Genomic DNA, 26,443 nt, shown 5'->3' on the forward strand with positions numbered 1-26,443 from the left:
GTGACGTGAAGTAGGTCAACTACGTCGTAGGATGAACGCTTACCTTTTGCCAATACTGCGACAAATGAATAAACTGGATCGATAGGTGAGAAAAACTTATCTATTGAGAAGCCGGGTTGAGACCAAAAATAGGAGGCTAGCGGTGAATGCTTCACTACAGGCGATTAAGGTGTTTGAAGCAGCCGCTCGGCTGGGGAGCTTTAAAGATGCTGCCGAGGAGCTGTCGATAACGTCGGCGAATGTGTCGCATCATATCAGCAACCTTGAGAATAGGTTGGGAGTGCGGCTGTTTACCCGAATCAACCGGGGCGTGACTTTAACGTCAGAAGGGCACCAGCTCTCTGAGGCGACAACCGCCGGTTTGCAGAAAATTCAGACTGCGCTAGATAATATAAAGTCAGATGCCTCGCGACTGAATGTTGATACCACCTCATCCTTTGCCGCCCTGGTGCTAATTCCGTTGCTACATGACTTTAATAAAATTTACCAAAATATTGATGTTGAAATATCAACGGGCGAAGTCGTGGCATCAAAAGTGAATACCCTCTCTATCCGTTTGGGGGACGTAACCCGGGTTGATGAATCAAGTTTATTAAAGAAAGAGCGTTTTAACCTATATGGGAGCTGTCCTTTTATCCGCTCCATCACAGTGGATAAGCCAGCAACGGTCTATCTGACTAAATGGAAGAACAAGAAACTGCCGGACTCGCCTTGGAAAAACTGGCTAATTGAAAGTGGAGCGTCACTGCCAAATTTTGAAATAAGGTATTTTGATCAGGAGCTTTATGGTGTGTATGAAGCTCTTGCTGGGAAAGGACTGGTGTTTTGTTCAGAGACACTGGTTTCTGACTTTGTGAAAGCCAACGCATTGCAGCCCATTTCGTATCAAAGCGTCGATTCTCTGCTGTGTTACTACATCCCGACCGAAAGCTGGCAGCATAGTGCCAAAATGCAGGCTTTTATCGATTGGCTTAAGTCTCAGATCAAATAGGTTTGCACTGCTCTTTTCCCAACATCGGGCAGATAACGTTCCTGGTTGGATCATAGTGTCCACGCTTGAGTTGCGGATTAATCGCCGCTTTCTACTCCGTACCTAACGTCACTGCCTGACGAATTAGGGCCTCCTTTAACGTTTTGGCAGCTGGCCCGAGATGCTCGTCTGTACGATGCATCAGCCACATCCGAACAACGGTTTCGCCCTCGGAGCCGAACTCGGCCGCCGGTATGCGGACGAGTCGTCCTTCCAGTAGATCACGCTCGATCAGCCATAGCGGCAGATTGCCCCAGCCAATCCCTGCACAGATTAGCGCATGTTTTGTTGAATTATCGCCCACCCGCCACGTACCCGGTGACAGTACATCGTATTCGCGACCGCGAGTGAGAGTGGATGGGTCTTCGGTAACGATTTGAACATAGTCAGCGAGTTCGGCTGCCGTAATGGTCTCCCCGCTCGCTGTGCGATTGGCTAACGGATGGCTTGTGGATACCACAGCAGCACGTGGGACAAACACAATAGCTTCTCGCTCGATCCGAGGATCGGGTATGTCAATTCCGCTGATGGCAAGGGTACAGCGATGTTGCTGAAGTAGCTGAATGGCCTCACCCAGGGGGGCAGACAGCACGCGTACCGATACAAGAGGGTAGGCGTCCTGTAACTCTTTTAAGGCCCGCGAGGCAACAGTTAGCGGAAATTGTGGATCGAGCGCGATATCCAGTCCTAGTTCTACACCCTCTCCAAAGCCCCGTGCACGAGCACGCAGTGTGTCAACTTTAAGAAGAATGGCGCGTGCGTCCGCCAGCAGCATTCTCCCCTCGGGCGTCAAAACAGGCCGGTAGCCCGAGCGGTCAAAAAGAGTAACGCCCAACTGCGCCTCGAGATTGCCAATGGCATAGCTGACCGCTGATTGTGCTCGCCCTAGGCGCTCCGCACCACCGCTAAAGCTTCCTGCTTCGCTAACGGCAATGAGCACACGCATTTGGTCAAGTGTCAGGGCATCTAACATGATCGATTAAGTAGATAGTTAAAGACTAAATATTGTCATTTTTTTTAGTTAATTGACGAGTGTAGTTTTGCCTGAGGAGTGCGGATGGAGCATGACTGCATCCTCCTCATTGTGAGACACCTTAGGAGACCTACACATGAGTAACGTACTTGTCCTTTACTATTCGAGTTATGGCCATATCGAAACAATGGCGGAAGCTGTGGCAGAAGGCGTTAGGCAAGCGGGCGCCAATGTTGCTATCAAGCGAGTGCCGGAGTTGGTGCCTGAAAGTATCGCCAGTCGCTCAGGCTACAAGCTTGATCAGCGAGCGCCGGTTGCTGAAGTCGCAGAACTTGCGGATTTCGATGCCATCATCATTGGTACTCCGACTCGCTTTGGCAACATGGCGAGTCAGATAAAGAATTTTCTCGACCAGGCAGGGGGGCTGTGGTTTGAGGATTGTCTAGTGGGCAAAGTCGGTAGTGTCTTTACTTCAACAGGCAGCCAGCATGGCGGTCAGGAATCGACGATTCTTGCTACGCAGGTGGTGTTGATGCATCTGGGTATGGTGATTGTCGGCTTGCCTTATACCTTCAAGGGGCAAATGCGTATGGACGAGATTACCGGCTGCTCACCCTATGGTGCCTCTACGCTGGCTGAAGACGATAAGCAAGGTAGTCGCCAACCAAGCGCCAATGAACTTGACGGAGCACGCTTTCAAGGCAGACACGTTGCAGAAATCGCCACTGCTCTGGTAAACGGCCGGGAGCAAAGAACGCAGGTCGCCTCCTGATGAGCGGTGCTCACTCATCGCCAACGGCTGCGGCCTGGCCCATAGTCGCACTGATCATCGGGGCGGGCGTCATTGCAGCCTGCCAGGTTGGTAAGGCATCGATGGCTCTCAAGGCCGTGCAAGAGGAATTGCAGTTGGGACTCGGTACGGCTGCTTGGTTGATGTCTGCGTTCGCCGTCATCGGTGCCGTCGCTGGAGCACCTATCGGTTTAGCCGTTGATCGCATTGGCGCAAGGCGAATGGCTCTCTGTAGCTTAGTGGTGATGGGGGTAGGCTCTGCGCTAGGAGCGTTTTCAAGCGATGCTAAAATGCTTCTTGCAACACGCGTTTTTGAAGGCCTGGGTTTTCTCGGGCTCACTGTCGCTGCCCCTACACTGATTGCCGCAGCAGCGCCAGCCAGTATTCGCGGTAGAGCGATGGCGCTTTGGGCAGTTTTTATGCCGGTCGGAATGACCGTGGTCTTTCTATCAGCGCCACTGATGAACTGGCTTACATGGCGTGGTTTTTGGCTGTTTAACGCTGGAATCTTAATTGGCTATGCCGCACTTTTGGGGTGGGTAGTGTCAGCGTCGGAGAGTTTTAGAGTGAATCATAACTCGATACTTGGCGATATAAGGGAAGCCATTACTGCCCCCGGGCCTTGGGTGCTTGGGGGGTTATTCGTCATCTTCTCTTGCATCTTCTTCGCTCTTTTTAGTTTTCTGCCGACGTTGCTAGCAGAGCGCCTTGGGGTCAGTGATGAGAGTGCGAGTTTGCTAAGTGCCGCTGCCATCGCGTTAAGTGGTGTTGGTAATGTCGTCGGTGGGCAACTTTTGACTCGCGGGGTGCAGTCCATCTATCTCCTGGCTGCAGGCTTTAGCGCTATGGTGTTCGGTGGTATCGGCGTATTCAGCGCGCCCACACCAGAGTGGGGGATATACGCTTTGTGTGTAGTTTTTGCCTTTTCTAGCGGGTTTGTGCCGGTGGTGATCTTTAAAAGTGCCCCGGATTACGCGCCTCATAGCTCACTGGTTGGCGCCACACTTGGCTTTGCCATGCAAGGTAGCAATATCGGGCTATTGATTGGTCCAGTGGTTGCAGGAGGATTGGCCAGCGCTTTTAGTTGGTCAGCGGTATCGTTGCTGATTAGCGTAAGTGGATTTTTAGCAGTACTTTTACTCATCGCATTTCAAAAGCTACGCGTGCAGCCCGGAAGGAGGGCACTCCAGCTTTAACGAGAAGTTTAGCCGTATGTTAGGAGTGACTCCTGCCCAGTATGTTGCGCGGGTAACGGTGTATCAGGCTCGTCAGTGGCTAGTACACGACATTAGCAGTCGAAGTAAACCACCATCTTGAGATGACGGTGCTCATCAACGATGAGCGTCTCATGGGTATAGGTATGATGCTCGCCCTCTGTATCAAGGAGGCTGCTGATTCCTCGGTTGTAACCTTCCATGCTTGACGCTTCCCACCAGTGCCGGAAGTCTGGCGATAACTGGCAAAGCTCTTCAATTTGCGTTTGCATGACTGGGTCTTCAGGGGCGACAGCTAAGTCACAACGAAACTGTGCCAGCATATTCGACGCATCCTGTTGCCAGTCAGGGAGTCGTCGGCGTAGGTCGGGAGCCGTAAATACCATCCTTAATAGATTGCGCTCAGACGCTTCTCGGCTGCTGAACTGAAGTAGTTCATCAGCCTGCGTATTCCAGCCAATAACATCCCAACGCAGGTTCATCACGTAACTAGGGCGAGAAAGGTCATCCATCAGCGACTGGATTCGGGGGGAAGTGCTCTGCTCTTGATACGCTTCTGCAGGCGGTGCTCGGCGGTGCGCTAATAGAAAAAGATGGCAGCACTCGGCGTCATCCAGTTTTAGGGCGCGGGAGATGTTGAGCAGAAAACGTTCGGAGACCTTAATGTCACGGCCCTGCTCAAACCAGGTGTACCACGTCAGGCCTACCCCAGCGAGCGCAGCAACCTCTTCTCGTCTTAAGCCCGGGGTACGCCTTCGCCCGCTAGTGGGAAGCCCGACGTCAGCAGGCGTTAATTTGCGGCGATGCCGCAGCATGAATTCGGTGAGATCACACTGCGTTCGCTCAAGCCGATGATTCGCCATGCTATTACCTCTAGTAATAGGATAATTAGCTATATTGTAACCCCATATTGAGTGTCTGAGAATGCCTGCTTCCTTGATGAAGTCGGAGGCGACATGTCATTCAGCTGTGATGTTCACACCCCTGGTAATACGGACACAGGCGGAAGCCCCTGCAACAAAGCTGGCATTAAAGAGTGGGCGGGGCTTGCGGTATTGGCCCTGCCCACCATGCTGCTTGGGCTCGATGTCACTATTCTCTACCTTGCGCTTCCTGCCTTAGCGGTAGATCTACAGCCTAGCAGTACTCAGGCGCTGTGGATTATGGATGCCTACGGCTTCATGATCGCTGGTTTTCTTATCACGATGGGCACGCTAGGGGATCGGGTTGGCCGACGTCGACTACTAATGATCGGGGCCTTTGCGTTTGCGGTCGCGTCAGTGTTTGCTGCTTATGCGCCTAATGCCGAGTGGCTTATTGTGGCGCGGGCAGTACTGGGTATTGCCGGAGCAACGCTGATGCCTTCTACGCTGGCCTTGATTAGCAATATGTTTTTTGATCTGCGCCAGCGCGCATTGGCGATTGGGATATGGGCGACCATGTTTGCACTGGGGATGGCCTTGGGGCCGGTAGTCGGTGGGTTGCTGTTAGCCCCCTTTTGGTGGGGAGCGGCTTTCCTAATTGCCGTGCCCATCGTCATCGTACTGCTATTAACTGCGCCATTACTGCTGCCGGAGTATCACAATCCGCAGGCAGGCCGTCTGGATATTTTAAGTGTTCTACTGCTGTTGATAGCAATTCTGCCCAGTATCTATGCCATAAAGGCGTTCTCTAAAGCCGGTGTGACGCCACTGGTATTGGCCACACTTGTGTTGGGAATCGTAGGAACACTGCTCTTTGTGCGTCGACAAAAGCAGCTTCTTGATCCTTTGCTTGATCTCAAACTGTTTGCCAGTAAAACCTTCACTGCTGCGCTGGTCATAATGTTGCTAGGGCTGGTGGGTGTGGCGGGAATGATGCTTCTAGTCACTCAATATCTTCAGCTAGTAGCGGGCTACACGCCGCTGATTGCTGGGCTGTGGATGGGGCCGCCAGCGCTGATGATGGTGCTTGCCGGTATTCTTGCTCCTATCTTGGCGCGCCGTATTCGGCCTGCGTTTGTTATTGCTGTCGCGCTGATGCTTGCAAGCATCGGCTGTGCTTTTCTGGCTCAAGTAGACCCGCTCTCTGTTCAGGTACTCCAGGTCGTTTTGGGATTTTCATTAGTGTATCTGGGGTTGGGCACCATCGCTGCGCTGGGCACCGACTTGGTGGTAGGCGCGGCTCCTGCGGAAAAAGCTGGGTCCGCGTCGTCGATGTCCGAGATGGTTCAGGAGTTGGGTGTAGCGCTGGGCGTAGCACTTCTCGGTAGCCTGGGAACCTTGTTGTATCGCGTGCAGATTGCCAGTGCGATTCCTGATGAGGTGCCAGACGATGTCTCCCGTGCCCTTGGAGAAAGTTTGTGGTCCGCAACGTCCGTTGCTGAACGACTTCCCGGCGGGATACTTGAGCAAGCACAGTCAGCGTTTACGCAAGGAATGAATGCTGTGGCCATCGTCAGTGGCATCACTATTTTGGCGCTGGCGTTGTTGTCGGCTGCTAGCCTCCGGCATGTACAGGCAGTTGGTGAGAATGAGCACTAAATTTTGACATGCAACTATTTGGTTGCATAATGTCATTATGACAACTAATCTCAATCTTGTTTTCAAAGCGCTCGCTGATCCCTCGCGGCGCCAGCTGCTGGATAGCCTGTTTGAAAATAATGGGCAGGCCCTCAATGAGCTATGCGAACGACTCTCCATGAGTCGTCAGGGCGTTACCAGACACTTGGCGCTGCTGGAAGAAGCGGGGCTGGTGGTTACGGCGTGGCGGGGGAGAGAAAAGCTGCACTACCTCAATGCCGAGCCAATTCAGCAGATCCACCAACGCTGGGTCAGTAAGTTCACTCACCAGCGGATTGCGGCGGTGGACAGTCTCAAACAGAAGCTTGAGGACCATCACAATGAGTAAGCCCGATTTTGCCTACGTTATTTACATTAACACGACGCCCGAGCAACTGTGGAAAGCGTTGACGGAAGGGGAGTTTACCCGCGAATACTGGGGTGGGCGGCAAATTACGTCGGAGTGGACAGCGGGAGCAACGGTTAAACTCGTCAAGGCCGATGGATCACTGGATTGGCGCGGCGAGGTGCTGGAGTCAGATCCGCCGCACCGTTTGTCCTATACCTTCATTCCTGAAAACGATGACGAGATGCCAGGATACGAGGGCGAAAAAGTTGATCTGACGAGACCTGAAAAACCGTCTCGGGTCACGTTTGAGATTGCCGAGTATATGGGCCAAGTACGCCTAACGCTGATTCACGATCAATTCGAGGAGAGCAGCAAGGTACTGCAAGGCATCAGCGTCGGCTGGCCATTCATTCTTTCCAGCCTCAAAAGCTTGCTGGAAGGCGGCAGCCCTTTGCTAAGGAGTGATACTGATGGCGCGCATTGAACATATTCAATACGTCAATGCCCCTCTTTCACGTGTTTACGAAGTGTTGACTACGGCTCGTGGCCTGGCCGAGGTGTGGACCCAGGATTTAACATTCACTGCCCAACTTGATGCGGTCAATGAATTCCGATTTGGGGATGAGCACCCGACAAAGATGACGATCGTGGAGCTGGTGCCCAATGCTAAGATGACTTGGCAATGTATCGATTCAGACCCGGAGTGGATTGGGACCAGCATAAGTTTCGAGCTAGAACAACGAGGAGGCAAAACGGCCGTCACTCTCAAGCATACCGATTGGCGTGAAGTGACCGAGTTCTACCGTTTCTGCAACTATAACTGGGCGATATTTCTGCTGAGCCTTAAGCAATACTGTGAAGAAGGGGCCGGTATTCATTACCAGACCCGGACGTTTTAGTAGAGCCGCTGTTCAATTGTGACAAGCAAGCACGATCAGCCTTTAGAATAATATTTTCCATATTGTTGTCGATATTTACCTCCCTCACACGACTGCTTGGCATAGGACATAGAACATAGGACGAAGCCATTTCGGCTTTCGGATGAACACACTTATTGATAAAGGAATATTCAGTGAAAACCGATATGATCAAAATGGCACTGGTGCTCGGCCTGCTGAGCTGGATCGGCCCTTTTGCCATTGATATGTATCTGCCTGCTATGCCGGCCATCAGTGAAGACCTGGGGGCGTCAGTGTCGGCCGCTCAATGGACGTTGATGTCGTTCTTCATTGCATTTGGTATCTGTCAGCTTTTTTACGGACCGGCCTCCGATGTGCTCGGCCGCAAGCCACCGCTCTACTTTGGCCTTGGTATCTTCGGTGTCGCCTCGATTGGTTGTGCATTTGCGCCCACCATCGAATGGCTGATTGCTTTGCGCTTTTTGCAAGGTATGGGGGCGGCTGCGGTCATGTCCATTCCGCGCGCGGTGATCCGTGACCGCTACACTGGCACCGAGGCGACGCGCATGATGTCCACCATCATGTTGGTAATCGCCGTTTCACCCATGCTGGCACCCCTGATGGGCACCTCGATCATCGTGCCCTTCGGCTGGCGTGCTGTCTTTCTGGCAGTCGCCATTGCCACGCTGTTGGGCCTGTTTCTGACCGGCTTCGCTTTGAAGGAAACGTTGGCCCCGGCAGACCGCGCACCTTTTCGCTTCAACGCTATGATGAACGCTTTCGGCGTATTGTTCCGGGACTCGGGATATATGGGCCTGACGTTGATTGGTGGTATGGGCATGGCCAGTTTCTTTGCCTTTCTGGCCACCGCCTCGTTTCTCTACACCGGTTACTACGGCCTTACAGCATTCCAGTTCAGCCTTGCGTTCGCACTGAACGCCCTGGGGTTCTTTACCACCAGCCAAATTGCCTCCAATCTCGGTGTCCGTTTCGGCTCCATCACGGTGGTGAAATGGGCGGTGGCCTGTTACGCCGTGTCGGCCTGCCTGATGTTTACGCTGGTGGCGCTGGGATACACCAGTTTCCCGCTGCTGGTGGGAATGCTGATTACAACCTTTGCGTTTCTTGGTCTGGTGATTCCCACGTCCATGGTGTTGTCGCTGGAGGAACACGGCCCCATCGCCGGTACAGCGGCGGCCCTGGGCGGCACCCTGCAAATGATGCTGGGCGCGGTCGCCATCGCTGTGGTCAGTGTGGTGTTCGACGGCACCCCACTGATGCTGACCGCAGCCATCGCACTGTGCTCGCTGGTGGCAGCGGGCCTGTCGCTGTTGACCTTGCGCGGTACGTCACAAGAGGCCGTGGTCTAAGGTTTTTGAAAGATGTCACATTGAACCGCGCCCGAGTGCTGTTACCGATCTGCTCTCAGGTCCCGCTATCCAAGCAAACGAGATCGGCAATATCCCTAGGTTCGTTGTCACGCGGGATGGGCTTAGCCAACGCGCTGAACGTCCGGTATTTCGCTACGCAAATAGTCAGCGAGCGTCATTAAATGAAATTAGCGGATTCAGCTTGGTAGGCGTTATGGAGCAAATTGATGAACGGTGTTGCTTCTGCAAAAGCCGTTGAATCAATGGCCGTGACGGCGATCCCCGGTGTCCATGAGTTCATCACCGCCGCACCGGACAGTTCTCGAAGCCGTTCGGTGGTAATGACCTCATGACGCTGGGGAATCCCAAGGCGATCCAGTTGACGCTGGATGATGCTCATCATGGTGCCCTGTAGTATCTCGGCCTGTGGCCAGATAACCGCCTCGCCGTCCCAAAAGACAAGGTTCCATATCGTTGCTTCGCTCAGGTGCCCGTGGCTGTCAACAAAAGCTGCATCGTCGAAGCCCTGGCGTATGGCTTGATGTAGATAGAAGGTTTTGCCGGATTCACCAACATGTTTTATGGCGGCCAAAGGTCTTTCATGTGCCACCGTACCCAGCCTCAGCGGGCCTGTGGGGCCTTGAGAGGGGGCACCTGTGCGGATGAGCACTGCTAGCTCCCCATCCATACTGGCCGCCGTGAACTCACCATTACGGGAAAAGATGGTGACTGTTAGTGACTGGTCTTTCGGACCCTCATCAATGGCTGTTCTGATGTAGGACAAGAGCTGTTCATCGGGAAACGCTCTGCCAAAAAAGTCTATTGAAGCGTTTCGTAGGCGATCTAAGTGCAGGTCTAGCCCTTTAACCTTGCGGTCTCGTACCTGCATTGCTGTGAAATGCGCAAACCCGGCAAAGGCCAGGGGTATCAGCTCTGAAAGAGTGGCTGGCTGCCCATTGATATGGGCCTGAACATTGCTGACGTTAGCAGACATAACATTGACTCCTGATTGAACTGGCAGTGAGGAGTCACTACCCTAAACCCTTACAGTGCTGTGAGGGTCAAGAGGGGGAAATGAAAATAGGCGAATTAGCAAAACGTACCGACGTGAGCATCCGCATGCTGCGTTACTATGAAGAGGCAGGTTTGCTGAAGCCGAAGCGCAGCGCGAGTGGGTATCGTGATTATGCTCCGGATGAGGTCCGCACTGTTGAGCGGATCAAGCTGCTTGGTTCGGCAGGCATGACCCTTGCGACTATCCAGCAGTTCTTACCCTGTGTGAGAGGCGAGGAGCCTGTCTTCGAACCCTGTGACGAACTACGCAATGTCTTGCACGAACAAATTCGTCTTGCTGACCAGAAAGCGGCGAAACTGGCCCAAAGCCGAGCCATTCTGGAGAGTTTCCTGTGCGATATAGAACGGCGCTAAAGCGGTAGGTAGCGGTAATTTCAAGGGGCATATAATGCTTGAGACACCACGTTTTTACTGAGTGGTCTATCCCAAAGGAGAGCCGGGGAGTTTCACTGCCCCCCGGCTTTCTTGCTATCAGGCTTGGCTCTTTGAGCGTGGCCCAAATGACAGCACAAGCAGTGTTCCCAGGCTGGTAGTGATCAGGGCTAGTAAGGGCCCACCTAAAGCGCCGAGGTAATCCACTAATATACCGCCGCCTATGGCGCCACTGGCGATAGCAACCTGAAAGGCGGCAACTATCAAGCCTCCTGCCGCTTCAACCTGATCCGGCGCAGCACGAACTATCCAGGTTTGAAATCCGATGGGAAAAGCGCCAAAAGCAAACCCCCACAGTGCGATAGATACAGCAGTAACGCTGGCTAAACTACCCGCGAACAGTAACGTAATGGTGATCGCAATAATGAGTGCCCCACCAAACATAATGGCGTTGCGCTCGCTACGTTCAGCGATAAATGCACCGGCGAAATTGCCAAAGAAGCCACCAATACCAAAGCCGAGCAGTACAGCAGAGATTGCACTGACGGATAGTTGCGCCACCTCTTCAAGGAGCGGTCGTATGTAGGTAAATCCGGCAAAATGACCTGAAATCATCAGCACCACGGCTAGTAGCACAACGCGAACCTGCGTGCGTTTGAGCAGATGGAAGAGAGTGCGCAGATTTGGGTTGTCTTTTGGCGGCATGGCGGGAACGGCGAAAAGCTGAGCCACGAGCGTTACCAGACTAAGGCAACCGGCGGCAATAAACGCACTGCGCCACCCCCAGAGACCACCAATATAGGCGCCCAGAGGCGCTGCACAAACGGTAGCGACAGACACACCTGTCAGAACAATAGACATAGCGCGTGCAAACAGGTTATCGGGCACCATGCGCATTGCTAGCGCGGCGGACATCGACCAGAACCCTCCCAAGGCAATTCCCAGCAATACTCGAGCAATAATTAAAATAAAATAGCTACTAGCTGTGGCCGCAAGGGCGTTGGAAATGACGAGTAACAGCGTTAACAAAAGCAGCACAAACCTGCGATCAAAATTGCGCGTCAGGAGTGGGATTGTTAGCGCGGCAAGTGCAGCGACCGCAGCGGTAGCCGTGACCGCCTGGCCCGCGGCGCCAACGGAGATACTGAGATCTGCTGCCATGGCAGTCAGCAAGCTAGCCGGTAAAAACTCAGCAGTCACCAAACCAAACACCCCCAGCGCGAGGCTGACAATACCCATCCAATTGGCTTGGGCAGGTTCAGCGGTGGGTGTGGCTATCAGTAACTGTGGGTTGGCAGAGCAAGTGGTGTCGTTCATTGCAGGCCTACTAAAGTGGTAGTTGAAGCTGCAGTGTAGAGTTAAGGTTTTGGCTTTTCTATGATATAAAAACCTAAAAGCATGACTATTTGTCCAAATAGAGCCCATTGATATGCGCGATACCTTAACTGAAATTCTGCTCGGCCTGCGCCTTGAGGGCGTTGAGTATGGTCGCTGCCTGCTGCGCCCCCCTTGGGCCGTCGCAACCGCAGCCCAGACAGCAGCACATTTTCATTTTGTAGCTCAAGGCGGGTGCTGGTTGCGTACCGAGACAACCGACTGGACATATCTCAACCCTGGAGATGCGGTGCTCTTTCCGCGTGGAGCGTCCCATGTAATGGCCAGCTCGCAAGACGTGCCTGCAGTGGATGAGGCTACGTTGGCGCGTAGGCCGGTCTCTGAGAATATTTATCTGGTGAACAGTGAATCAAAAGAGGGCGACATTGAACCGAATGTACTTTTTTGTGGTGCCATGCACTTCAATCTCGACCCGCTACATCCACTGATCGCGATGATGCCTGACATGATGCGCGCTAGCGATTTGGCTAAACGCGACCCATCGGTACCTGCCTTACTGGAAGCAATGGAGCGAGAAATTAGCCTGGATCGGGTCGGTGCCTGCGGCATACTTGCCCGTTTGGCCGATGTGCTGGCAGCCAGTATTATTCGTGCTTGGATTGAGTGTGCCAGCAGCGACGACTCCAGCGGTTGGATTGCCGCCGTGCGTTGTCCCCAGCTCGGCAAGGTACTGACAGCCATCCACACGCAACCGGAGCGCGATTGGTCCGTTGCTGAGCTAGCCCATGTCATGGGGGCTTCGCGTTCCAGCTTTAACGAGAAGTTCAGCCGTATGTTAGGTGTGACTCCTGCCAAGTATGTGGCGCGGGTAAAGATGTTTCAGGCTCGACAGTGGATAGCGCGGGATAATATGCGCATCGCCGTGGCCGCTAACCGGCTTGGCTATGACTCCGAAGCCTCATTCAGTCGCGCGTTCAAACGGATTATTGGACACCCACCGAGTGAAGCACGTGTAGTAGAGATCGTGTGACGGTGGAACCTTCTCTTCAGTACCTTGTGAGAACCAGAAGGTGCCGATAACTGAGGGAACACTTTCGAGCGCAGTAGCGCAGCGGCATGCTGGAAGCTTTCAAATATTCCGAATATTGCACTGAGCAGGCTCAAGTCATACAAGGGCGCAAGGGCAGGATCGTCGCCGGACGGCTAATGTTTTTTAAATTATCCCCGCCATGTCACAAACCCTGAGGCTATTCCGTCTACCTCTGTAGAGCTTCCCGTGGAAAGGTTCCACACCACTCACTGCAGAGGAATAGAACGATGGAAATACGCCTGAATGCCTATAAAGCCTCCCCAGAAGGCATTGCCGCGATGACGAAGCTAGAGGAGTACGTGCGTCATTGTGGGTTGGAGTTTAGCCTGGCTATGCTGGTTAAAACACGCGCCTCTCAGATCAACGGCTGTGCCTATTGCCTGCATATGCATACCAGTGATGCCCGTGCCGCGGGGGAGAGCGAGGAGCGGCTCTACCTGTTGTCTGCATGGCGCGAGTCCACTCTTTATACACCTCGGGAGAGGGCGGCGTTGGCCTGGACCGAAGCCTTAACACGGCTGCCTGACACTGGTGCTCCAGCTAAGGATTACGAGCAGGGCCTGGAGAGCTTTACTGAGAAGGAGCTTGTGGACCTAACGCTGCTGATTGGTGCGATTAATGTTTGGAACCGGATCAGTGTAGGCTTTCGTTCGGTTCATCCTAATGAGGCGAAAATAGCCCGCTGATCAACGTTCAGGAGTTCGTGTCATGTATTCCTGTTGCATCCAACATTTTAAATTTGGAGTTATCGCTATGAGTATGATGCTGAACACTGCTTACGCCGGCGGGGTAACAACGGCTATCGTCAACCCCACGGAACTTTATGATCCTGCTCCTAACGGATATAGCCACGCGGTGATTGTCAGCGGCGGCAGCCGGGTCGCCTACATTGCCGGTCAGGGGGGCGAAAATGCCCAGGGAATACTGTCAGCGTCATTTACTGACCAAGTGGCCCAGGCCTATCGCAATCTTAGGATTGTGTTAGACGAGTTGAATGCGAGCCCGCAGCAGGTCACTCGTATTAACACCTATGTCGTCAATTATGATCCTTCCATGTTGGAGGTAATGACCCACTATGTGAAGGAGACCTTTGGCGACTCACTGCCAGCGCAGACGCTTGTTCCAGTGCCGCGGTTAGCGCTGGATGGCATGCTGTTTGAAGTGGACGCGACTGCCGTTCTTGACTAGCGGGAGCGAGGATCCATGGCTGAACAGCCTGCGTGCCAGTTTAATCACTGGCGCCGTTATTTGACCGGTATCGCCTATCGCATGCTTGGGTCAGTGAGCGAAGCGGAAGATGTCGTACAGGATGCTTACCTACGTTGGCACGCTGTTGACCACCATTCGGTATCAGATGTGCGGGCTTATTTGACGACTGTCACTAGTCGGCTTTGTCTTGATCGTCTTAGAACCGCACACCGGCAACGGGAGGTTTATGTTGGTCCCTGGTTACCAGAGCCTTTAGTGGAAGCGCTGGATGCCCCAGAAGACCCCGAGGCGTTGGCCAGTGATGTGTCTTTCGCTTTGATGCTGGCGCTAGAGCGGCTATCGCCTCTGGAACGGGCTGCGTTCCTACTGCACGATGTCTTCGGGCTGGGTTTTAATCAGGTAGCCGTCAGTTTGGGGCGCAGTGAAGCAAGCTGTCGGCAACTCGCCAGCCGGGCTCGGAAAAGAGTGCAGGCCGCTGGTCCGCGTTATCAGGTTAACGCTGGTGAGCATGGCCAACTGACCGAGCAATTTTTTGAGGCAGCTCGTAGTGGCGATGTTGCAGCACTGCAGGCTTTGCTGAGTGAAGGGGCCACTCTGCATACTGATGGTGGGGGCCAGCGGATTGCTGCGCGACGTCTGATTATCGGAGTCGAGAAAATCAGTCGGTTCTTTGCAGGCTTGGCGCGTAAGTCGACGCGATCCCATCCTCGTTGGGTTAATCCTGTGATCGTCAACGGGCTACCAGGGTGGTTAACTATCGAACAAGATGGGCTGCCTCAGGTCATGATGCTGGACATCGTGGATAGTCGTATCCAGGCGCTCTATGTTGTTCGTAACCCGGATAAATTACGCCACCTAGTGGATTATTTTCCGGAGCCGTTTGCTGGGCGTGACGTATGTGCCGACAGTCCTCCTCAATAATAATACGCTGTCCAATAGCGCCGGTGACTAGGCGGGTTGTGTTGCTGCCCTAGCGCCTCTGAGCTGAATGACGTCGGCTCTGGGCGGCGCGCCAAACATGCGGCTATATTCGCGGCTAAAGTGGGAGGGGCTTTCATAACCCACCCGGTAGCTGGCCGTGGCCGCTTCCAGCCCTTCTGCCAGCATCAGTCGTCGGGCTTCGTGTAGGCGTAGTTTCTTCTGGTACTGCAGGGGCGACATGCGTGTGACTTGTCGGAAGCTATGGTAAAGCGTCGATTCACTCATGTTGGCGGCGGCTGCCAGCTCACTGATCTTGAACGGTTGCGTGTAGCTTTCTTTAAGGGCGTAGATGACCTTTGCAATCCGGTTGGCTTGGGAGTCAGAGGCGGCGAATCGACGCATGTGAGGCCCCATTGCACCCATGAGTGCCCGGTAGATTAGCTCGCGCCTAGCTAGGGGCGAAAGTACCTGAATATCTTCCGGTGAGTCGAGCAGGCTTAACAGTCGATAGAGCGCACCCAGCATAGCTGTATCCATGGGAGCCGATTTTAATCCGCAGTCTGTCTCGGGGCAGATAGTATCATTTCCCGCGGGCGGAGCTTTGTCACCCAGTTCCAGTATCAGTCCTGCTACCTCCTGAGGGTCTACCGAAACTTTTACTGCTAGGTAGGGGGTTTCCGGAGTGGCATGGTCAATTCTGCCTACCACCGGTAGGTGAATGGCGCTTCCCATGTAGCTAGGTCCGGTGTAGACGATCTCCTTGTCACCCAATAGCACCGTCTTGCTGCCCTGAATGACAAAGCATAGGCACGGCTCATATACGGCGCAGTGAAAGGTGGTGGGGGTGTCAGCACGTATCAGTTGCACCTCGGGAATCGCCGTATTCTGAAGCTCCTCCAAGGGCGTCCAGCGACGGACAATTTTGCTTAATTGCTGCGGCAGGCTGTCACTGAAATAGGTGGTCTGCTCAGGCACGGTATCGGTCAATGGCTCTCCTCCCTAACAGCCTGCAGTATATGCCTTCGCTGCGCGCATAGGAGGCTTTTTCAGTTTTTTTGCAGGATCGGGCAAGCACTGGGTAGAAACCGACAATCCGTGCCGCGTGTCAGAAAACGGTCATTATGCTAAAAAACCGAAACAGCGCGATGATCCAAATACCTCGCCAAGTGAAGCTTGTCACTCCTCACGACAGAAATAGGCAATCTTACCGCAGGAACCCGATACCTCCATTGTCCTTAAAGACCCTACCGTAGAGAGCTTCTGATTAGGAGCTAGCAACCCCCCTGTCAGCCTCCTTGATAAAAAATCGACCGTTGACCTATTGACCTCAACTTAACTTGAGGTTGCAAAGTGGATGTCGAATCTGACGCTACCCAACCGACTAGTTAAAAGCTAACCACCAATGCGGTACGCAATTATATAACCAACGCTGATATCGGTTTCCGATAGTCACTGGAGCAAGTAATCATGGGAAGTTTGGATCAAAGTGCTCGCTCAACGAGTTGCCGGGGAATCATCCCGCTGCTACTGGTAATGGCTTTACTTACCGGCTGCGAGGCCAAGAGCGAGGAGGCGGCAGCTTCGCCACCACCGCCGCCAGAAGTAGAGGTGGTGAGTATGGTTTCCCAACCGGTAGTGTTGAGTGAGATCTTCACAGGACGAGTAGAAGCCGCAGAAACGGTGGAACTAAGACCTCGCGTCAGCGGCTATATCCAGGAGGTGGCGTTCGAAGAGGGAGAGCTTGTGGAGCAGGGGGATCTACTGTTCCTGATTGATCCGCGCCCATACCAAGCCCGTGTTAGTGCCGCCCAGGCGGATCTAGCCCAGGCCAGGAGCCAGCAGGCTCAAGCGGGCAGTGAAGCTGAGCGTGCTCGGGTCTTACTGGGGCGTCAGGCGATTTCACAGGAGGTACACGACCAGCGTCAATCGGCCCTGAGCACTTCTCGTGCCATGGTCGATGCCGCTGAGGCAGCGCTGCAGACCGCCGAGCTTAACCTTGAGTACACCCGCATTACAGCGCCGGTCAGTGGTCGTGCCGGTCGGGCAATGGTGACCCGAGGCAATTTGGCTAACGCTGACCAAAGCCTGTTGACGACTCTCGTTACCATCGACCCGATTCATGTCTACTTCGAAGCGGACGAACAGGCCGCTTTTGCCAGCCAAGCCCTGCTATCCGATGAAGAGAGCAGCCTGAAGATTGAGTTGGGCGGCGACCCACAGCGTCAATACAGTGGCACGCTGGACTTTATTGATAACCGTTTAAATCCCAGCACGGGAACACTGCAGTTCCGTGCTCGGTTGGCCAACCCTGATGGCCGTATCCGGCCGGGAGAGTTTGCCCGGGTTGAAATGCCGATAGCGAGTTTGGAACAGGCGCTGCTGGTGGAACGTAAGGCAATTTTGACCGACCAAGATCGTCGCTATGTCTATGTCGTGGCTGGTGACAATCGGGCAGAGCGTCGCCAAGTAGCTACCGGTCGTCAGATGGGGGAGCAGATGGTGATCACCGAAGGACTTAGCCCCGGTGATCGAATCATCGTCAACGGTGTGCAAAAAGTGTTCTTCCCTGGAATGGAAGTGAGCCCGCAAAGCGCCGTTGCCGCCTCGACTGTCGATGCCCCACCCACCACCCTTGCTGCCAGGGAAGAGTAAACCGCCATGAATTTCTCCCGTTTCTTTGTCGACCGACCGATCTTTGCGGCGGTGCTGTCGATTATCATCCTGGCGATCGGGCTGATCTCCATCCCCAATCTGCCGATCAGCGAGTACCCGGATGTGGTGCCACCCTCGGTGGTGGTGCGTACGGTCTATCCGGGTGCCAACCCGAAGGAGATCGCCGAGACGGTGGCGACGCCTTTGGAGGAAGCCATCAATGGTGTCGAGGACTTGATGTACTTCAAGTCCGTCGCAGGCTCTGATGGCGTACTGCAGATGACCGTCACCTTTCGCCCTGGTACTGATGCGGAGGAGGCGGCCGTCAGGGTACAGAACCGGGTAAGTCAAGCCGAGGCGCGTTTGCCGGAAGCCGTGCGCCGCCAGGGCGTGACCACCCAGAAGCAGTCGCCCACTTTCCTGATGGTCGTTCACCTGACCTCGCCCGGGGGCGAATACGACACCCTCTATCTGCGTAACTATGTGCGGCTGCATGTCAGAGACCGCCTTGCCCGGCTCGAAGGGGTAGGGGACGCCCAGATATTTGGTGGTGGTGACTACGCCATGCGTGCCTGGCTCGATCCCGAGCGGGTGGCGGCGCGTGGTCTCACCGCCAGTGATGTAGTGGCTGCCATGCGCGAGCAAAATGTCCAGGTATCCGCCGGGCAGTTGGGCGCTGAACCCATCGGAGAGAGTGATTTTCTGACCCTAATCAACGCCCGTGGGCGCTTGGAGACGGCGGAGGAGTTTGGCGACATCGTGCTGAAACGCGGTGACAGTGGCGACATTCTAAGGTTGTCGGATGTGGCCCGGCTGGAGATGGGCGCTGGAGACTATACTCTGCGTTCGCAGCTTGATGGCAATGACGCGGTCGCCATTGGTATTTTCCAGGCACCGGGTGCCAATGCGCTAGCTATCCGCGAGCAGGTGGTGGCCACCATGGATGAGTTAGCCACGCAGTTCCCTACCGGCGTTGAGTATGAGGCGGTCTACGACACCACTATCTTTGTTAGCGATTCGATCAAGGCAGTCGTCAAAACCCTGCTGGAAGCCGTGCTGCTGGTAGTACTGGTCGTTACTCTTTTTTTGCAAACCTGGCGCGCCTCAATCATTCCGCTGTTGGCGGTGCCAGTATCGGTGATCGGTACCTTCGGGGCGCTCTATCTGCTGGGATACTCGATCAACACGCTGACCCTATTCGGGCTGGTGTTGGCCATCGGCATTGTGGTCGATGACGCCATCGTGGTGGTGGAGAACGTCGAGCGTAACATCGGCGAAGGGCTCAATCCCCAGGCCGCGGCTCACCAGGCGATGAAGGAGGTCTCTGGACCGATCGTTGCTATTGGCTTGGTGCTGTGTGCGGTGTTTATACCCATGGCCTTTCTTTCCGGGGTGACCGGGCAGTTTTACCGCCAGTTTGCGGTAACGATAGCCATCTCTACTGTTATCTCCACGATTAACTCTTTAACCCTGTCGCCCGCTTTGGCGGCGATGCTGCTCAAACCCCACGATGCGCCTAAGGATCGACTCACCCGGCTAATCGATTGGCTATTCGGCTGGATTTTTCGGCCCTTCAATCGCTTCTTCAACGCCAGCGCAGAAAAGTACCAGGGCGGCGTGGCGCGCTCCCTAAAACGGAGGGGGGCGGTATTTATGGTTTACGCTCTATTACTCACCGGAACCGGGTTGATGTTCAAGGTGGTGCCTCCCGGCTTTATTCCGGTGCAGGACAAGCTGTACCTGATTGCCGGCGTTATTTTGCCAGAGGGGGCATCCCTGGAGAGAACCGACCAGATGCTTCAAGAGGTGGTAGATATTGCCATGGAGACCGACGGTGTTGAGCACGCCATTGCCTTTCCTGGTCTCAATGCGCTGCAGTTCACGAACACTTCCAACACAGGGGTAGTGTTTCTCACTCTTAGCCCCTTTGGCGAGCGTAGTCTCACCGCCGCAGAGATAAACGCCAGGATTAATCAGGGCATAGGTGGCCTGAAAGAAGGCTTTGCGTTTGCGTTTATGCCGCCCCCAATTCTTGGTCTTGGCAATGGGTCGGGCTACCAGATGTTCATCGAGGATCGCGGTAATCTGGGTTACGGAGCGCTGCAGGGAGCGGTTAATCAGCTCCAGGGCGCTATCGCCCAAACGCCAGGGATGGGGTTCCCGATTAGCAGCTATCAATCTAATGTGCCGCAGTTAGATGCAGAGGTCGATCGGCTGAGGGCTAAAGCCCAGGGAGTGCCACTAACCGAGCTCTTCGACACTCTGCAGATCTATCTTGGTTCGACCTATGTGAATGACTTCAATCGCTTTGGCCGCACTTGGCAGGTAATTGCCCAAGCGGACGCTCCTTACCGGACCAGCGTGGAAGACATTGCTCGCCTGCGTGCCCGCAATGACCAGGGCGAAATGGTGCCTATTGGCACCATGGTAAACATCAAGCAAACCTTCGGGCCAGACCCGGTGTTGCGCTACAACGGCTATCCGGCGGCGGACTTAGCCGGGGAGGCTGATCCTAGGTTGCTCTCTTCTGCCCAGGCAATGGATGCGATCAACGCCTTGGCAATGGAGGTGCTGCCACCGGGCATGGCGTTCGAATGGACCGACCTGAGCTACCAGCAGTCCACCCAGGGGAGCGCTGCGCTGGTGGTCTTTCCACTGTCGATACTGTTGGTGTTTTTGGTGCTGGCGGCTCTCTACGAAAGCTGGACATTGCCTTTAGCGGTGATCCTGATTGTACCCATGTGCATGCTCTCGGCGCTCATCGGCGTCTGGTTTGGTGATGGCGACAACAATATTTTCGTACAGGTAGGGTTGGTGGTGCTAATTGGCTTGGCGTGTAAGAACGCTATTCTGATTGTGGAGTTCGCCCGCGAGCTGGAACTGCAGGGCAAAAGCGTGGTGGACGCGGCCCTAGAAGCCTGCCGACTGCGACTGCGCCCTATTATTATGACCTCGATCACGTTCACCGCCGCTGTTCTACCGTTGGTCATTGCCACCGGGGCGGGCGCCGAGGTGCGGGCAGCGCTGGGTACGGCGGTATTTGCCGGCATGGTCGGGGTCACCCTGTTTGGGCTTTTCCTCACTCCGGTATTCTATGTGGCGCTGCGTAAGCTCTCTGGCTCTCGCCCGCTTGTCAGCCATCACCTCTCTACTTTGACCGCTGAATAATGATGCCAGCCAAGAAGGGATGCTAGAAGGAGGGCCTTGCTAACGTACTTATGCGAATTCTGACCAAGAGGGTTTAGTGCAGTAGAGTAATCCAACACACCACTTTTGCTCGGCAAAAGTGGCGTATTGGACACGCTTAGCGAGATGATGCCGTGACCTTTACTTTGCTAGTGGGCGTCATGTTTGTGTTGTCGGTACAGCCACCACACATCGAAGCCAAATGAGTAGCTGAGTGAGACTAACGCGCTCAGAGCAAGCAGGCCTGCAGCGAAAGGAGAAGTGAGTGGCGTTAACGCTAGCAGCAATGCAACAACCTGCCACACGCACACTGCTTTACGCCGAAAACTTTCGAATAACGGTGCTTTTAGCCACGCAAATGGCCAGCTAGCGGCGATAAATAAATAACGCATGCCGCCAATCAGTAGTACCCAAGCGCCTAGATGTTCGCTCTGCAATAAGCCAATGCAGAGTATCAGGATTAATACTGCATCCAGCTCCATATCAAAGCGCGCGCCAAACGTGGTGTGGGTTTTAGTGCGCCTGGAAATCCAGCCATCCACACCGTCCAGTAATAGCGCGATGACGGCCACCGCTAGCCATAGCCAAATTGCGTTAGTAAAGGCATTCGCTGCCAGTGCCCCTGCCACGATGGCGACGAGTACGCCGCGCCCAAGCGTTACCCGGTTTGCCCAACCGAGCGGGCCATGGGGCCAAAAACTTACCACCAGTACGCCCATCACGACGTAGAAGCCAGCTGCCAACCACCAGTTTGCAGCGCTGGCGACTAATCCCGGCAGCATCGATCCTAAGCCTGCGAGTAATAGGCTGGCCAGGGCTATCTCCGCCAAGGTGTAAATACGCTTGGGCAAAGAGACACTGGAGGTGTTGGAAAGAGAGGGCATGCTTACTCGCAAAGCGGCTGACTGGCCCGCGGTTGAATTAAAGTGTGCAAACTATTTCTTATGTACCATTCTTGTATAAGAAGGTAAGGTTGTCCATGATGTGAATATAGTTGTTTCAAATCATCTTCGCGCTGACAGGGGTTAAGCAGCCAGGGCTTAAGCAGCCGCTTCGCTTTCTAGGCTACGCTGTATGGAGGGATGAAGCGCTTAAACCATAAGGAAATGTCATGTTGCCGCCTGATACCGCTACGGCTTTTTGGGTGACCCACCCTACCCATGGTGAGCTCAAGCAGGAGCCACTAGCATCACCCGACGACAATGAGGTACGGGTTCGTGCCCTTTATAGTGGCGTAAGCCGTGGCACTGAGTCGCTGGTGTTTAACGCACGGGTGCCGCAAAGTGAATATTTGCGCATGCGCGCTCCCTTCCAAGCGGGTGAGTTTCCTACGCCCGTGAAATACGGCTACTGCAACGTTGGTTATGTGGAGCAGGGGCCAGATCATTTATTGAATAAAACCGTTTTTTGCCTTTTTCCGCACCAGGACTACTACGTCGTGCCTGTCGACGCTGTTTTAGCGCTTCCCGATGACGTACCTGCTCACCGTGCCGTGCTAACCGCCAACATGGAAACTGCCATTAACGGCGTGTGGGATGCTAACCCCATGCTTGGCGAGCGCGTGTGTGTGGTGGGCGCTGGCGTTGTCGGTGCACTGGTGGCGTATCTGTGTGCGCAAATTCCAGGTGTAGAAGTGTGCCTGGTCGACATTAATCCCGAGCGAGAAGCGTTGGCAACGCATTTGGGGATTCCCTTCTGTACACCAGGACAGGCACCCAGCGACCAAGATTGCGTGATCCATGCTAGTGGTCAGCCGGATGGACTGAAGCTGGCCATGAGCTTGCTGGGCAACGAAGGCCGGGTGATTGAAATGAGCTGGTTTGGCGAAGGCGATGTGTCGCTACCACTCGGTGGTGCTTTTCACTCCCAGCGTTTAACGCTTCGCGCCAGCCAGGTTGGACAACTGCCTGCCAAGTTGCAGCCGCGTTGGAATTATCGCCGCCGTTTAGCGCTCGCTTTACGCTTACTCACCGACCCGCGATTAGATGCGCTGATCAGCGGTGAGAGCGACTTTGCCGATTTTCCAACGCTGGCGCCTGCTCTGTTTGGGCCTGATAGCACAGCGCTTTGCCATCGAATTCGTTATCCATTGCCCGCTTAGGCGATGTGGCTTATTTAACACGACAGGAGTGTCTATGTACCGTTTATGCGTTCGTGACCATTTCATGATTGCCCACAGTTTTAATGGGGAAATATTCGGCCCTGCCCAACGCACCCACGGTGCCACCTATGTCGTGGACGTGGTATTTCAGCGCCCTGAACTTGACCAGGATGGTCTAGTGATTGATATCGGTTTGGCCAGTGAAACGGTTAAAGAGGTGCTGGCGGATTACAACTATCGCAACCTTGATGAGGTAAGCGAGTTTAGCGGTAAAAACACCACCACGGAATTTATGGCCAAGGTGATTTTTGACCAGTTGGCGGCTGCCATCAAAGCAGGAAGAATGGGCGCCACCGCTCAGGGGCTGACGCATATGGAGATCAAACTGCATGAATCTCATGTGGCGTGGGCAAGTTATGAAGGAGCGCTATGAGTCAGCCATTGACCTTGATAGTGGCTGGCGATCCAGACCAGCGTACCGGCGGGTATATTTACGACGCCCATATTGTCGCTGCGCTGCGCAAGCGTGGGCTGGCTATCAATGTGGTGGGGTTGGCAGGGCGTTTTCCTGATGCCGATGATGAGGCGGCTCAAGCGCTAGCCAGTGCGCTTTCTGTATTACAGGATCGTTCGCGAGTGATTATTGACGGCCTAGCCATGGGAGCATTGCCCGATGTGGTAGCTGACCATGCTGAGCGCCTTGATATCACTGCGTTACTGCATCATCCGTTAGGTGATGAGCAGGGCTTGAGTGAGCTGGATCAGCAGCGTTTTCACCGTTGCGAACTGCTCGGGCTGGCGCATGTGAATAGAGTGATTGTGACCAGTCGCTTTACTGAACGCCGTGTAACAGCACTGGCGGAGCAATACGCGCTGCCATTTGGTGCCCCTATCAGCGTGGTGGAACCTGGCGTTGAACGTGCTCCGGTCAGCCCCGCGGCGCAACCCAACGAACCTATCCGCCTGCTATGCGTGGCAACGCTGACCCCGCGTAAAGGACAGGATATTTTGGTTCAAGCCTTGGCGGATGTTGAGCGTGGTCACTGGCGATGTGATTGCTTTGGCGGTGCTCGTGATGCTGCGTTTACGGAGCGCGTTCAAACACTGATCGACAACCATCAGCTTGGTGATTGGATAACGCTTCACGGCGAATGTGATGCTGCGACCCTGGAAGCCGCTTATCAAAATGCCCATGCACTGGTGTTACCTTCTTGGTACGAAGGCTACGGCATGGTGGTAACTGAAACGCTAGCCCATGGCTTGCCGGTTATTACCACCACCGGCGGAGCACTGCGGGATACCTTACCTAAAGGGGCTGGCATCAGCGTAGCACCGGGGGATGTTGAGGCGCTGTCGAGGGCGCTGGCGGCTTTCTGCCAGGATGAGGCACTACGCACTGAGCTACGCGCAGGCGCCGCCGCTGCACGTGACCGCTTGGGCGACTGGCAGACTGCAGGAAAAGCGTTTTCCCAGGCGTTGCAGCAATCTTCGACATTGTTGCCAGGAAGCCAATTTAGCGCGGATTGGCTGTCGCTGCGTGAAAGCGTCGATGCCAGTTCGCGCAGCCAAGCGTTGGTCGAGGCGTTAGCGAGCTGGTTATCAGAAGATAAGTGGAGAGCAGAAGCTTGCTCGCCAATCACACTAGCGGATTTAGGCTGTGGACGCGGCAGCAATAGCCAGTTTCTTGCACCTCGCTTGCAGCATGCCCAGCGCTGGATGCTGATTGATCATGACCCGGCCTTACTGAATGAAGCCTACTCGCGAACCAGCCAATTGAACACCGGTAAAGGTGAGCCACTGCAGGTCGAAACCCACTGCGTCTCCCTTAAACAGCTGGATCACCCAGCTCTTACGCACTGTGACGTAGTGACGGCATCTGCGCTGATTGATCTGGTGTCTCAAGAGTGGATCGATGCCTTGGCTGCACAGTGTGCTAAACATCGCCAAGCGCTGCTTATCACTCTAAGCATTACCGGCGAATGGTACTTTACCAATGCCCAGCAGCAACCTCTGAACGACCTTGACGATCGCTGGGTCTGTGAGCTGTTCAACGCACACCAGAGCCGGGATAAGGGCCTAGGCGGTGCATTAGGCGGCGCTGCTCACAGTGCGCTAGCTAAAGCGATGGCTGGCCACGGTTATCGTGTTAACGAGGCTGAAACACCATGGCGCTTGGCGGCGGGCAAGCCAGCGCAGTACCCCTTAATGTGCGCGTTGATTGAAGGATGGGCGAGCGCTGCTAACGAACAGGCTCCTGAGGCGGCGTTACGGATTGCTCTTTGGCGTGATCAGCGCCTGGGTCAGGTAGCCAAAGGCGAGATCGGTATTTGGGTAGGCCACCGCGACTTGCTGGCGCTGCCAGCGGATGAGGGCTAACCCCATGCGACGCTGGCGCTGGCTGAGAACCCCGTGGGTGCAAAAAGGGCTAGTGAGCTTAGGGCTGCTGGCCGCTGTTGCCCTGTGGGTAGAGCCAGACGCGGTGATGGCCGAAGTGCAGCGTTTTGCGCCGGCTTGGATGGCTCTGGCGCTGTTGATCAGTGTGCTGCAAGTGATGCTGAGCGCGTGGCGCTGGCAGTTGACAGCAGGCTTAATCGACGTGCCGCTGCGCTACCGTTATGCACTGCGGGAGTACTACTTAGCGTTGTTGGTTAACCAGTTGTTGCCTGGCGGCGTGTTGGGTGATGCGGGTCGTGCCCATCGCCATGCCCGTCAGTCTTCTTCGAAGGGAAGTGCTTGGCGTGCGGTGGTGATTGAGCGTGCCTCTGGGCAGCTGGCGATTGCACTTTACACACTAATCGCCTTGTTCACGTCACCACTCTGGCTAACAGCGCTGGGCTTCAGTGGCTTGATGGTAGTGGCGGGCGTAGCGGTTATCGTGATGGTGGCCGGTGTGACGCTGATGGTCTGGCTGCGGCGCTCGGCGGTAACGCTACCCGCTTGGTGCGCTGCATTAGGGCAGGATATGCGTCGCGGGCTACTGCAGCGCGACGTATGGCCACGGCAACTGATCTCTTCTCTTGCTATCGTGCTTAGCTATGGCTTGGTAATGGTCTGCGCGGCTCGGGCAATCGGCATAGAGCTGGCGACCTTAGATATTTTGGCGTTGGCTCCAGTGTTGCTGCTTGCCATGCTGGTACCCCTTTCGATTGCCGGGTGGGGGGTGCGAGAAGGCGCCGCCGCAGGCATTTGGATGTTTGTTGGCTTGCCTTCGGCGCAAGGTGTGGCGATATCATTGGCTTATGGTGTGTTAGTGCTGATGGGTAGCCTGCCAGGCATTTGGGCAGCGCTGGCTTCACGGACACATGCGACGCCATCCAGTTCTCCGCCGTCCGGTTCTC

Annotated in this window: 24 protein-coding genes and 1 pseudogene; 19 read left to right on the forward strand and 6 right to left on the reverse strand. The window is 54.7% G+C overall.

Going from position 1 to position 26,443, the window contains the following annotated elements; genetic code table 11:
* Positions 1 to 142: 142 nt before the first annotated feature.
* The gene (locus INT19_RS01605) at positions 143 to 991 is read left to right on the forward strand and encodes a LysR family transcriptional regulator (protein WP_193059454.1); all 849 of its coding nucleotides are present in this window, start codon (positions 143 to 145) and stop codon (positions 989 to 991) included.
* 91 nt (positions 992 to 1,082) lie between these two features.
* Here the strand turns inward: INT19_RS01605 and INT19_RS01610 are convergent, their stop codons facing one another.
* The gene (locus INT19_RS01610) at positions 1,083 to 2,003 is read right to left on the reverse strand and encodes a LysR family transcriptional regulator (RefSeq protein WP_193059455.1); all 921 of its coding nucleotides are present in this window, start codon (positions 2,001 to 2,003) and stop codon (positions 1,083 to 1,085) included.
* 136 nt (positions 2,004 to 2,139) lie between these two features.
* On the opposite strand from INT19_RS01610, the gene wrbA reads away from it, so the two are divergent.
* Both wrbA and INT19_RS01620 read left to right on the forward strand, forming a co-directional pair.
* Positions 2,140 to 2,775, forward strand: coding sequence for an NAD(P)H:quinone oxidoreductase (wrbA, locus tag INT19_RS01615; RefSeq protein WP_193059456.1), 636 nt, complete (start codon positions 2,140 to 2,142; stop codon positions 2,773 to 2,775).
* Positions 2,775 to 3,989, forward strand: a complete 1,215-nt coding sequence (locus INT19_RS01620) for an MFS transporter (RefSeq protein ID WP_193059457.1) — start codon at positions 2,775 to 2,777, stop codon at positions 3,987 to 3,989. The genes wrbA and INT19_RS01620 overlap by 1 nt, the downstream gene beginning before the upstream one ends.
* A gap of 92 nt (positions 3,990 to 4,081) precedes the next feature.
* On the opposite strand, the gene INT19_RS01625 is transcribed toward INT19_RS01620, so the two are convergent.
* Positions 4,082 to 4,870 (reverse strand): helix-turn-helix transcriptional regulator, encoded by a 789-nt coding sequence (locus INT19_RS01625; protein ID WP_193059458.1) that lies wholly within the window; start codon positions 4,868 to 4,870, stop codon positions 4,082 to 4,084.
* A gap of 93 nt (positions 4,871 to 4,963) precedes the next feature.
* On the opposite strand from INT19_RS01625, the gene INT19_RS01630 reads away from it, so the two are divergent.
* From INT19_RS01630 to INT19_RS01650, 5 genes are all read left to right on the forward strand, one after another.
* Positions 4,964 to 6,529, forward strand: a complete 1,566-nt coding sequence (locus INT19_RS01630) for an MFS transporter (protein ID WP_193059459.1) — start codon at positions 4,964 to 4,966, stop codon at positions 6,527 to 6,529.
* 37 nt (positions 6,530 to 6,566) lie between these two features.
* Entirely contained in the window at positions 6,567 to 6,896 is a 330-nt protein-coding gene (locus INT19_RS01635; RefSeq protein ID WP_083007844.1) for an ArsR/SmtB family transcription factor, read from the forward strand.
* On the forward strand, positions 6,889 to 7,380 hold the full coding sequence (locus tag INT19_RS01640; protein WP_193059460.1) for an SRPBCC family protein: 492 nt from the start codon (positions 6,889 to 6,891) through the stop codon (positions 7,378 to 7,380). Before INT19_RS01635 ends, INT19_RS01640 begins: the two co-directional genes overlap by 8 nt.
* A complete protein-coding gene (locus INT19_RS01645) occupies positions 7,367 to 7,795 on the forward strand; it encodes an SRPBCC family protein (protein WP_193059461.1) in 429 nt (142 codons plus the stop codon). The genes INT19_RS01640 and INT19_RS01645 overlap by 14 nt, the downstream gene beginning before the upstream one ends.
* 173 nt (positions 7,796 to 7,968) lie before the next feature.
* Positions 7,969 to 9,165 carry a multidrug effflux MFS transporter gene (locus INT19_RS01650; RefSeq protein ID WP_301397752.1) on the forward strand — a complete coding sequence of 399 codons (1,197 nt, stop codon included), beginning with the start codon at positions 7,969 to 7,971 and terminating at the stop codon, positions 9,163 to 9,165.
* Between the two features lie 178 nt (positions 9,166 to 9,343).
* Here the strand turns inward: INT19_RS01650 and INT19_RS01655 are convergent, their stop codons facing one another.
* Positions 9,344 to 10,159, reverse strand: coding sequence for an aminotransferase class IV family protein (locus INT19_RS01655; protein WP_193059462.1), 816 nt, complete (start codon positions 10,157 to 10,159; stop codon positions 9,344 to 9,346).
* An 80-nt stretch (positions 10,160 to 10,239) separates the two neighbouring features.
* Here INT19_RS01655 and INT19_RS01660 point away from each other — a divergent pair, with 80 nt between their 5' ends.
* A complete protein-coding gene (locus INT19_RS01660; RefSeq protein ID WP_193059463.1) occupies positions 10,240 to 10,593 on the forward strand; it encodes a MerR family transcriptional regulator in 354 nt (117 codons plus the stop codon).
* Positions 10,594 to 10,710: 117 nt separating this feature from the next.
* Here the strand turns inward: INT19_RS01660 and INT19_RS01665 are convergent, their stop codons facing one another.
* The gene (locus INT19_RS01665) at positions 10,711 to 11,928 is read right to left on the reverse strand and encodes an MFS transporter (protein WP_193059464.1); all 1,218 of its coding nucleotides are present in this window, start codon (positions 11,926 to 11,928) and stop codon (positions 10,711 to 10,713) included.
* 112 nt (positions 11,929 to 12,040) lie between these two features.
* Here INT19_RS01665 and INT19_RS01670 point away from each other — a divergent pair, with 112 nt between their 5' ends.
* From INT19_RS01670 to INT19_RS01685, 4 genes are all read left to right on the forward strand, one after another.
* A complete protein-coding gene (locus INT19_RS01670) occupies positions 12,041 to 12,976 on the forward strand; it encodes an AraC family transcriptional regulator (RefSeq protein ID WP_193059465.1) in 936 nt (311 codons plus the stop codon).
* 287 nt (positions 12,977 to 13,263) lie between these two features.
* On the forward strand, positions 13,264 to 13,722 hold the full coding sequence (locus INT19_RS01675) for a carboxymuconolactone decarboxylase family protein (RefSeq protein ID WP_193059466.1): 459 nt from the start codon (positions 13,264 to 13,266) through the stop codon (positions 13,720 to 13,722).
* Positions 13,723 to 13,789: 67 nt separating this feature from the next.
* Complete coding sequence (locus tag INT19_RS01680; protein ID WP_226912649.1) at positions 13,790 to 14,224, forward strand: RidA family protein; 435 nt, start codon at positions 13,790 to 13,792, stop codon at positions 14,222 to 14,224.
* Between the two features lie 15 nt (positions 14,225 to 14,239).
* Positions 14,240 to 15,166, forward strand: coding sequence for a sigma-70 family RNA polymerase sigma factor (locus INT19_RS01685; RefSeq protein WP_193059468.1), 927 nt, complete (start codon positions 14,240 to 14,242; stop codon positions 15,164 to 15,166).
* A 27-nt stretch (positions 15,167 to 15,193) separates the two neighbouring features.
* Here INT19_RS01685 and INT19_RS01690 read toward each other — a convergent pair whose 3' ends face one another.
* Complete coding sequence (locus tag INT19_RS01690) at positions 15,194 to 16,153, reverse strand: AraC family transcriptional regulator (RefSeq protein ID WP_193059469.1); 960 nt, start codon at positions 16,151 to 16,153, stop codon at positions 15,194 to 15,196.
* Positions 16,154 to 16,633: 480 nt separating this feature from the next.
* Between INT19_RS01690 and INT19_RS01695 the strand changes: the two genes are divergently transcribed.
* On the forward strand, positions 16,634 to 17,818 hold the full coding sequence (locus INT19_RS01695; protein ID WP_193059470.1) for an efflux RND transporter periplasmic adaptor subunit: 1,185 nt from the start codon (positions 16,634 to 16,636) through the stop codon (positions 17,816 to 17,818).
* Between the two features lie 6 nt (positions 17,819 to 17,824).
* The gene (locus INT19_RS01700; protein WP_193059471.1) at positions 17,825 to 20,986 is read left to right on the forward strand and encodes an efflux RND transporter permease subunit; all 3,162 of its coding nucleotides are present in this window, start codon (positions 17,825 to 17,827) and stop codon (positions 20,984 to 20,986) included.
* A gap of 167 nt (positions 20,987 to 21,153) precedes the next feature.
* Here INT19_RS01700 and INT19_RS01705 read toward each other — a convergent pair whose 3' ends face one another.
* Positions 21,154 to 21,888, reverse strand: coding sequence for a CDP-alcohol phosphatidyltransferase family protein (locus tag INT19_RS01705; protein ID WP_193059472.1), 735 nt, complete (start codon positions 21,886 to 21,888; stop codon positions 21,154 to 21,156).
* 227 nt (positions 21,889 to 22,115) lie between these two features.
* Between INT19_RS01705 and INT19_RS01710 the strand changes: the two genes are divergently transcribed.
* From INT19_RS01710 to INT19_RS19320, 4 genes and pseudogenes are all read left to right on the forward strand, one after another.
* Positions 22,116 to 23,105, forward strand: coding sequence for a zinc-dependent alcohol dehydrogenase (locus tag INT19_RS01710; RefSeq protein ID WP_193059473.1), 990 nt, complete (start codon positions 22,116 to 22,118; stop codon positions 23,103 to 23,105).
* 34 nt (positions 23,106 to 23,139) lie between these two features.
* Positions 23,140 to 23,538, forward strand: coding sequence for a 6-pyruvoyl trahydropterin synthase family protein (locus INT19_RS01715; protein ID WP_193059474.1), 399 nt, complete (start codon positions 23,140 to 23,142; stop codon positions 23,536 to 23,538).
* On the forward strand, positions 23,535 to 25,481 hold the full coding sequence (locus tag INT19_RS01720; protein ID WP_193059475.1) for a glycosyltransferase: 1,947 nt from the start codon (positions 23,535 to 23,537) through the stop codon (positions 25,479 to 25,481). The genes INT19_RS01715 and INT19_RS01720 overlap by 4 nt, the downstream gene beginning before the upstream one ends.
* 4 nt (positions 25,482 to 25,485) lie before the next feature.
* Positions 25,486 to 26,367, forward strand: a pseudogene (locus INT19_RS19320) (lysylphosphatidylglycerol synthase transmembrane domain-containing protein); the annotation flags it as partial.
* Positions 26,368 to 26,443 lie beyond the last annotated feature (76 nt).

The sequence above is a fragment of the Halomonas sp. 3A7M genome (genome assembly GCF_014897875.1).
GTDB lineage: Bacteria > Pseudomonadota > Gammaproteobacteria > Pseudomonadales > Halomonadaceae > Vreelandella.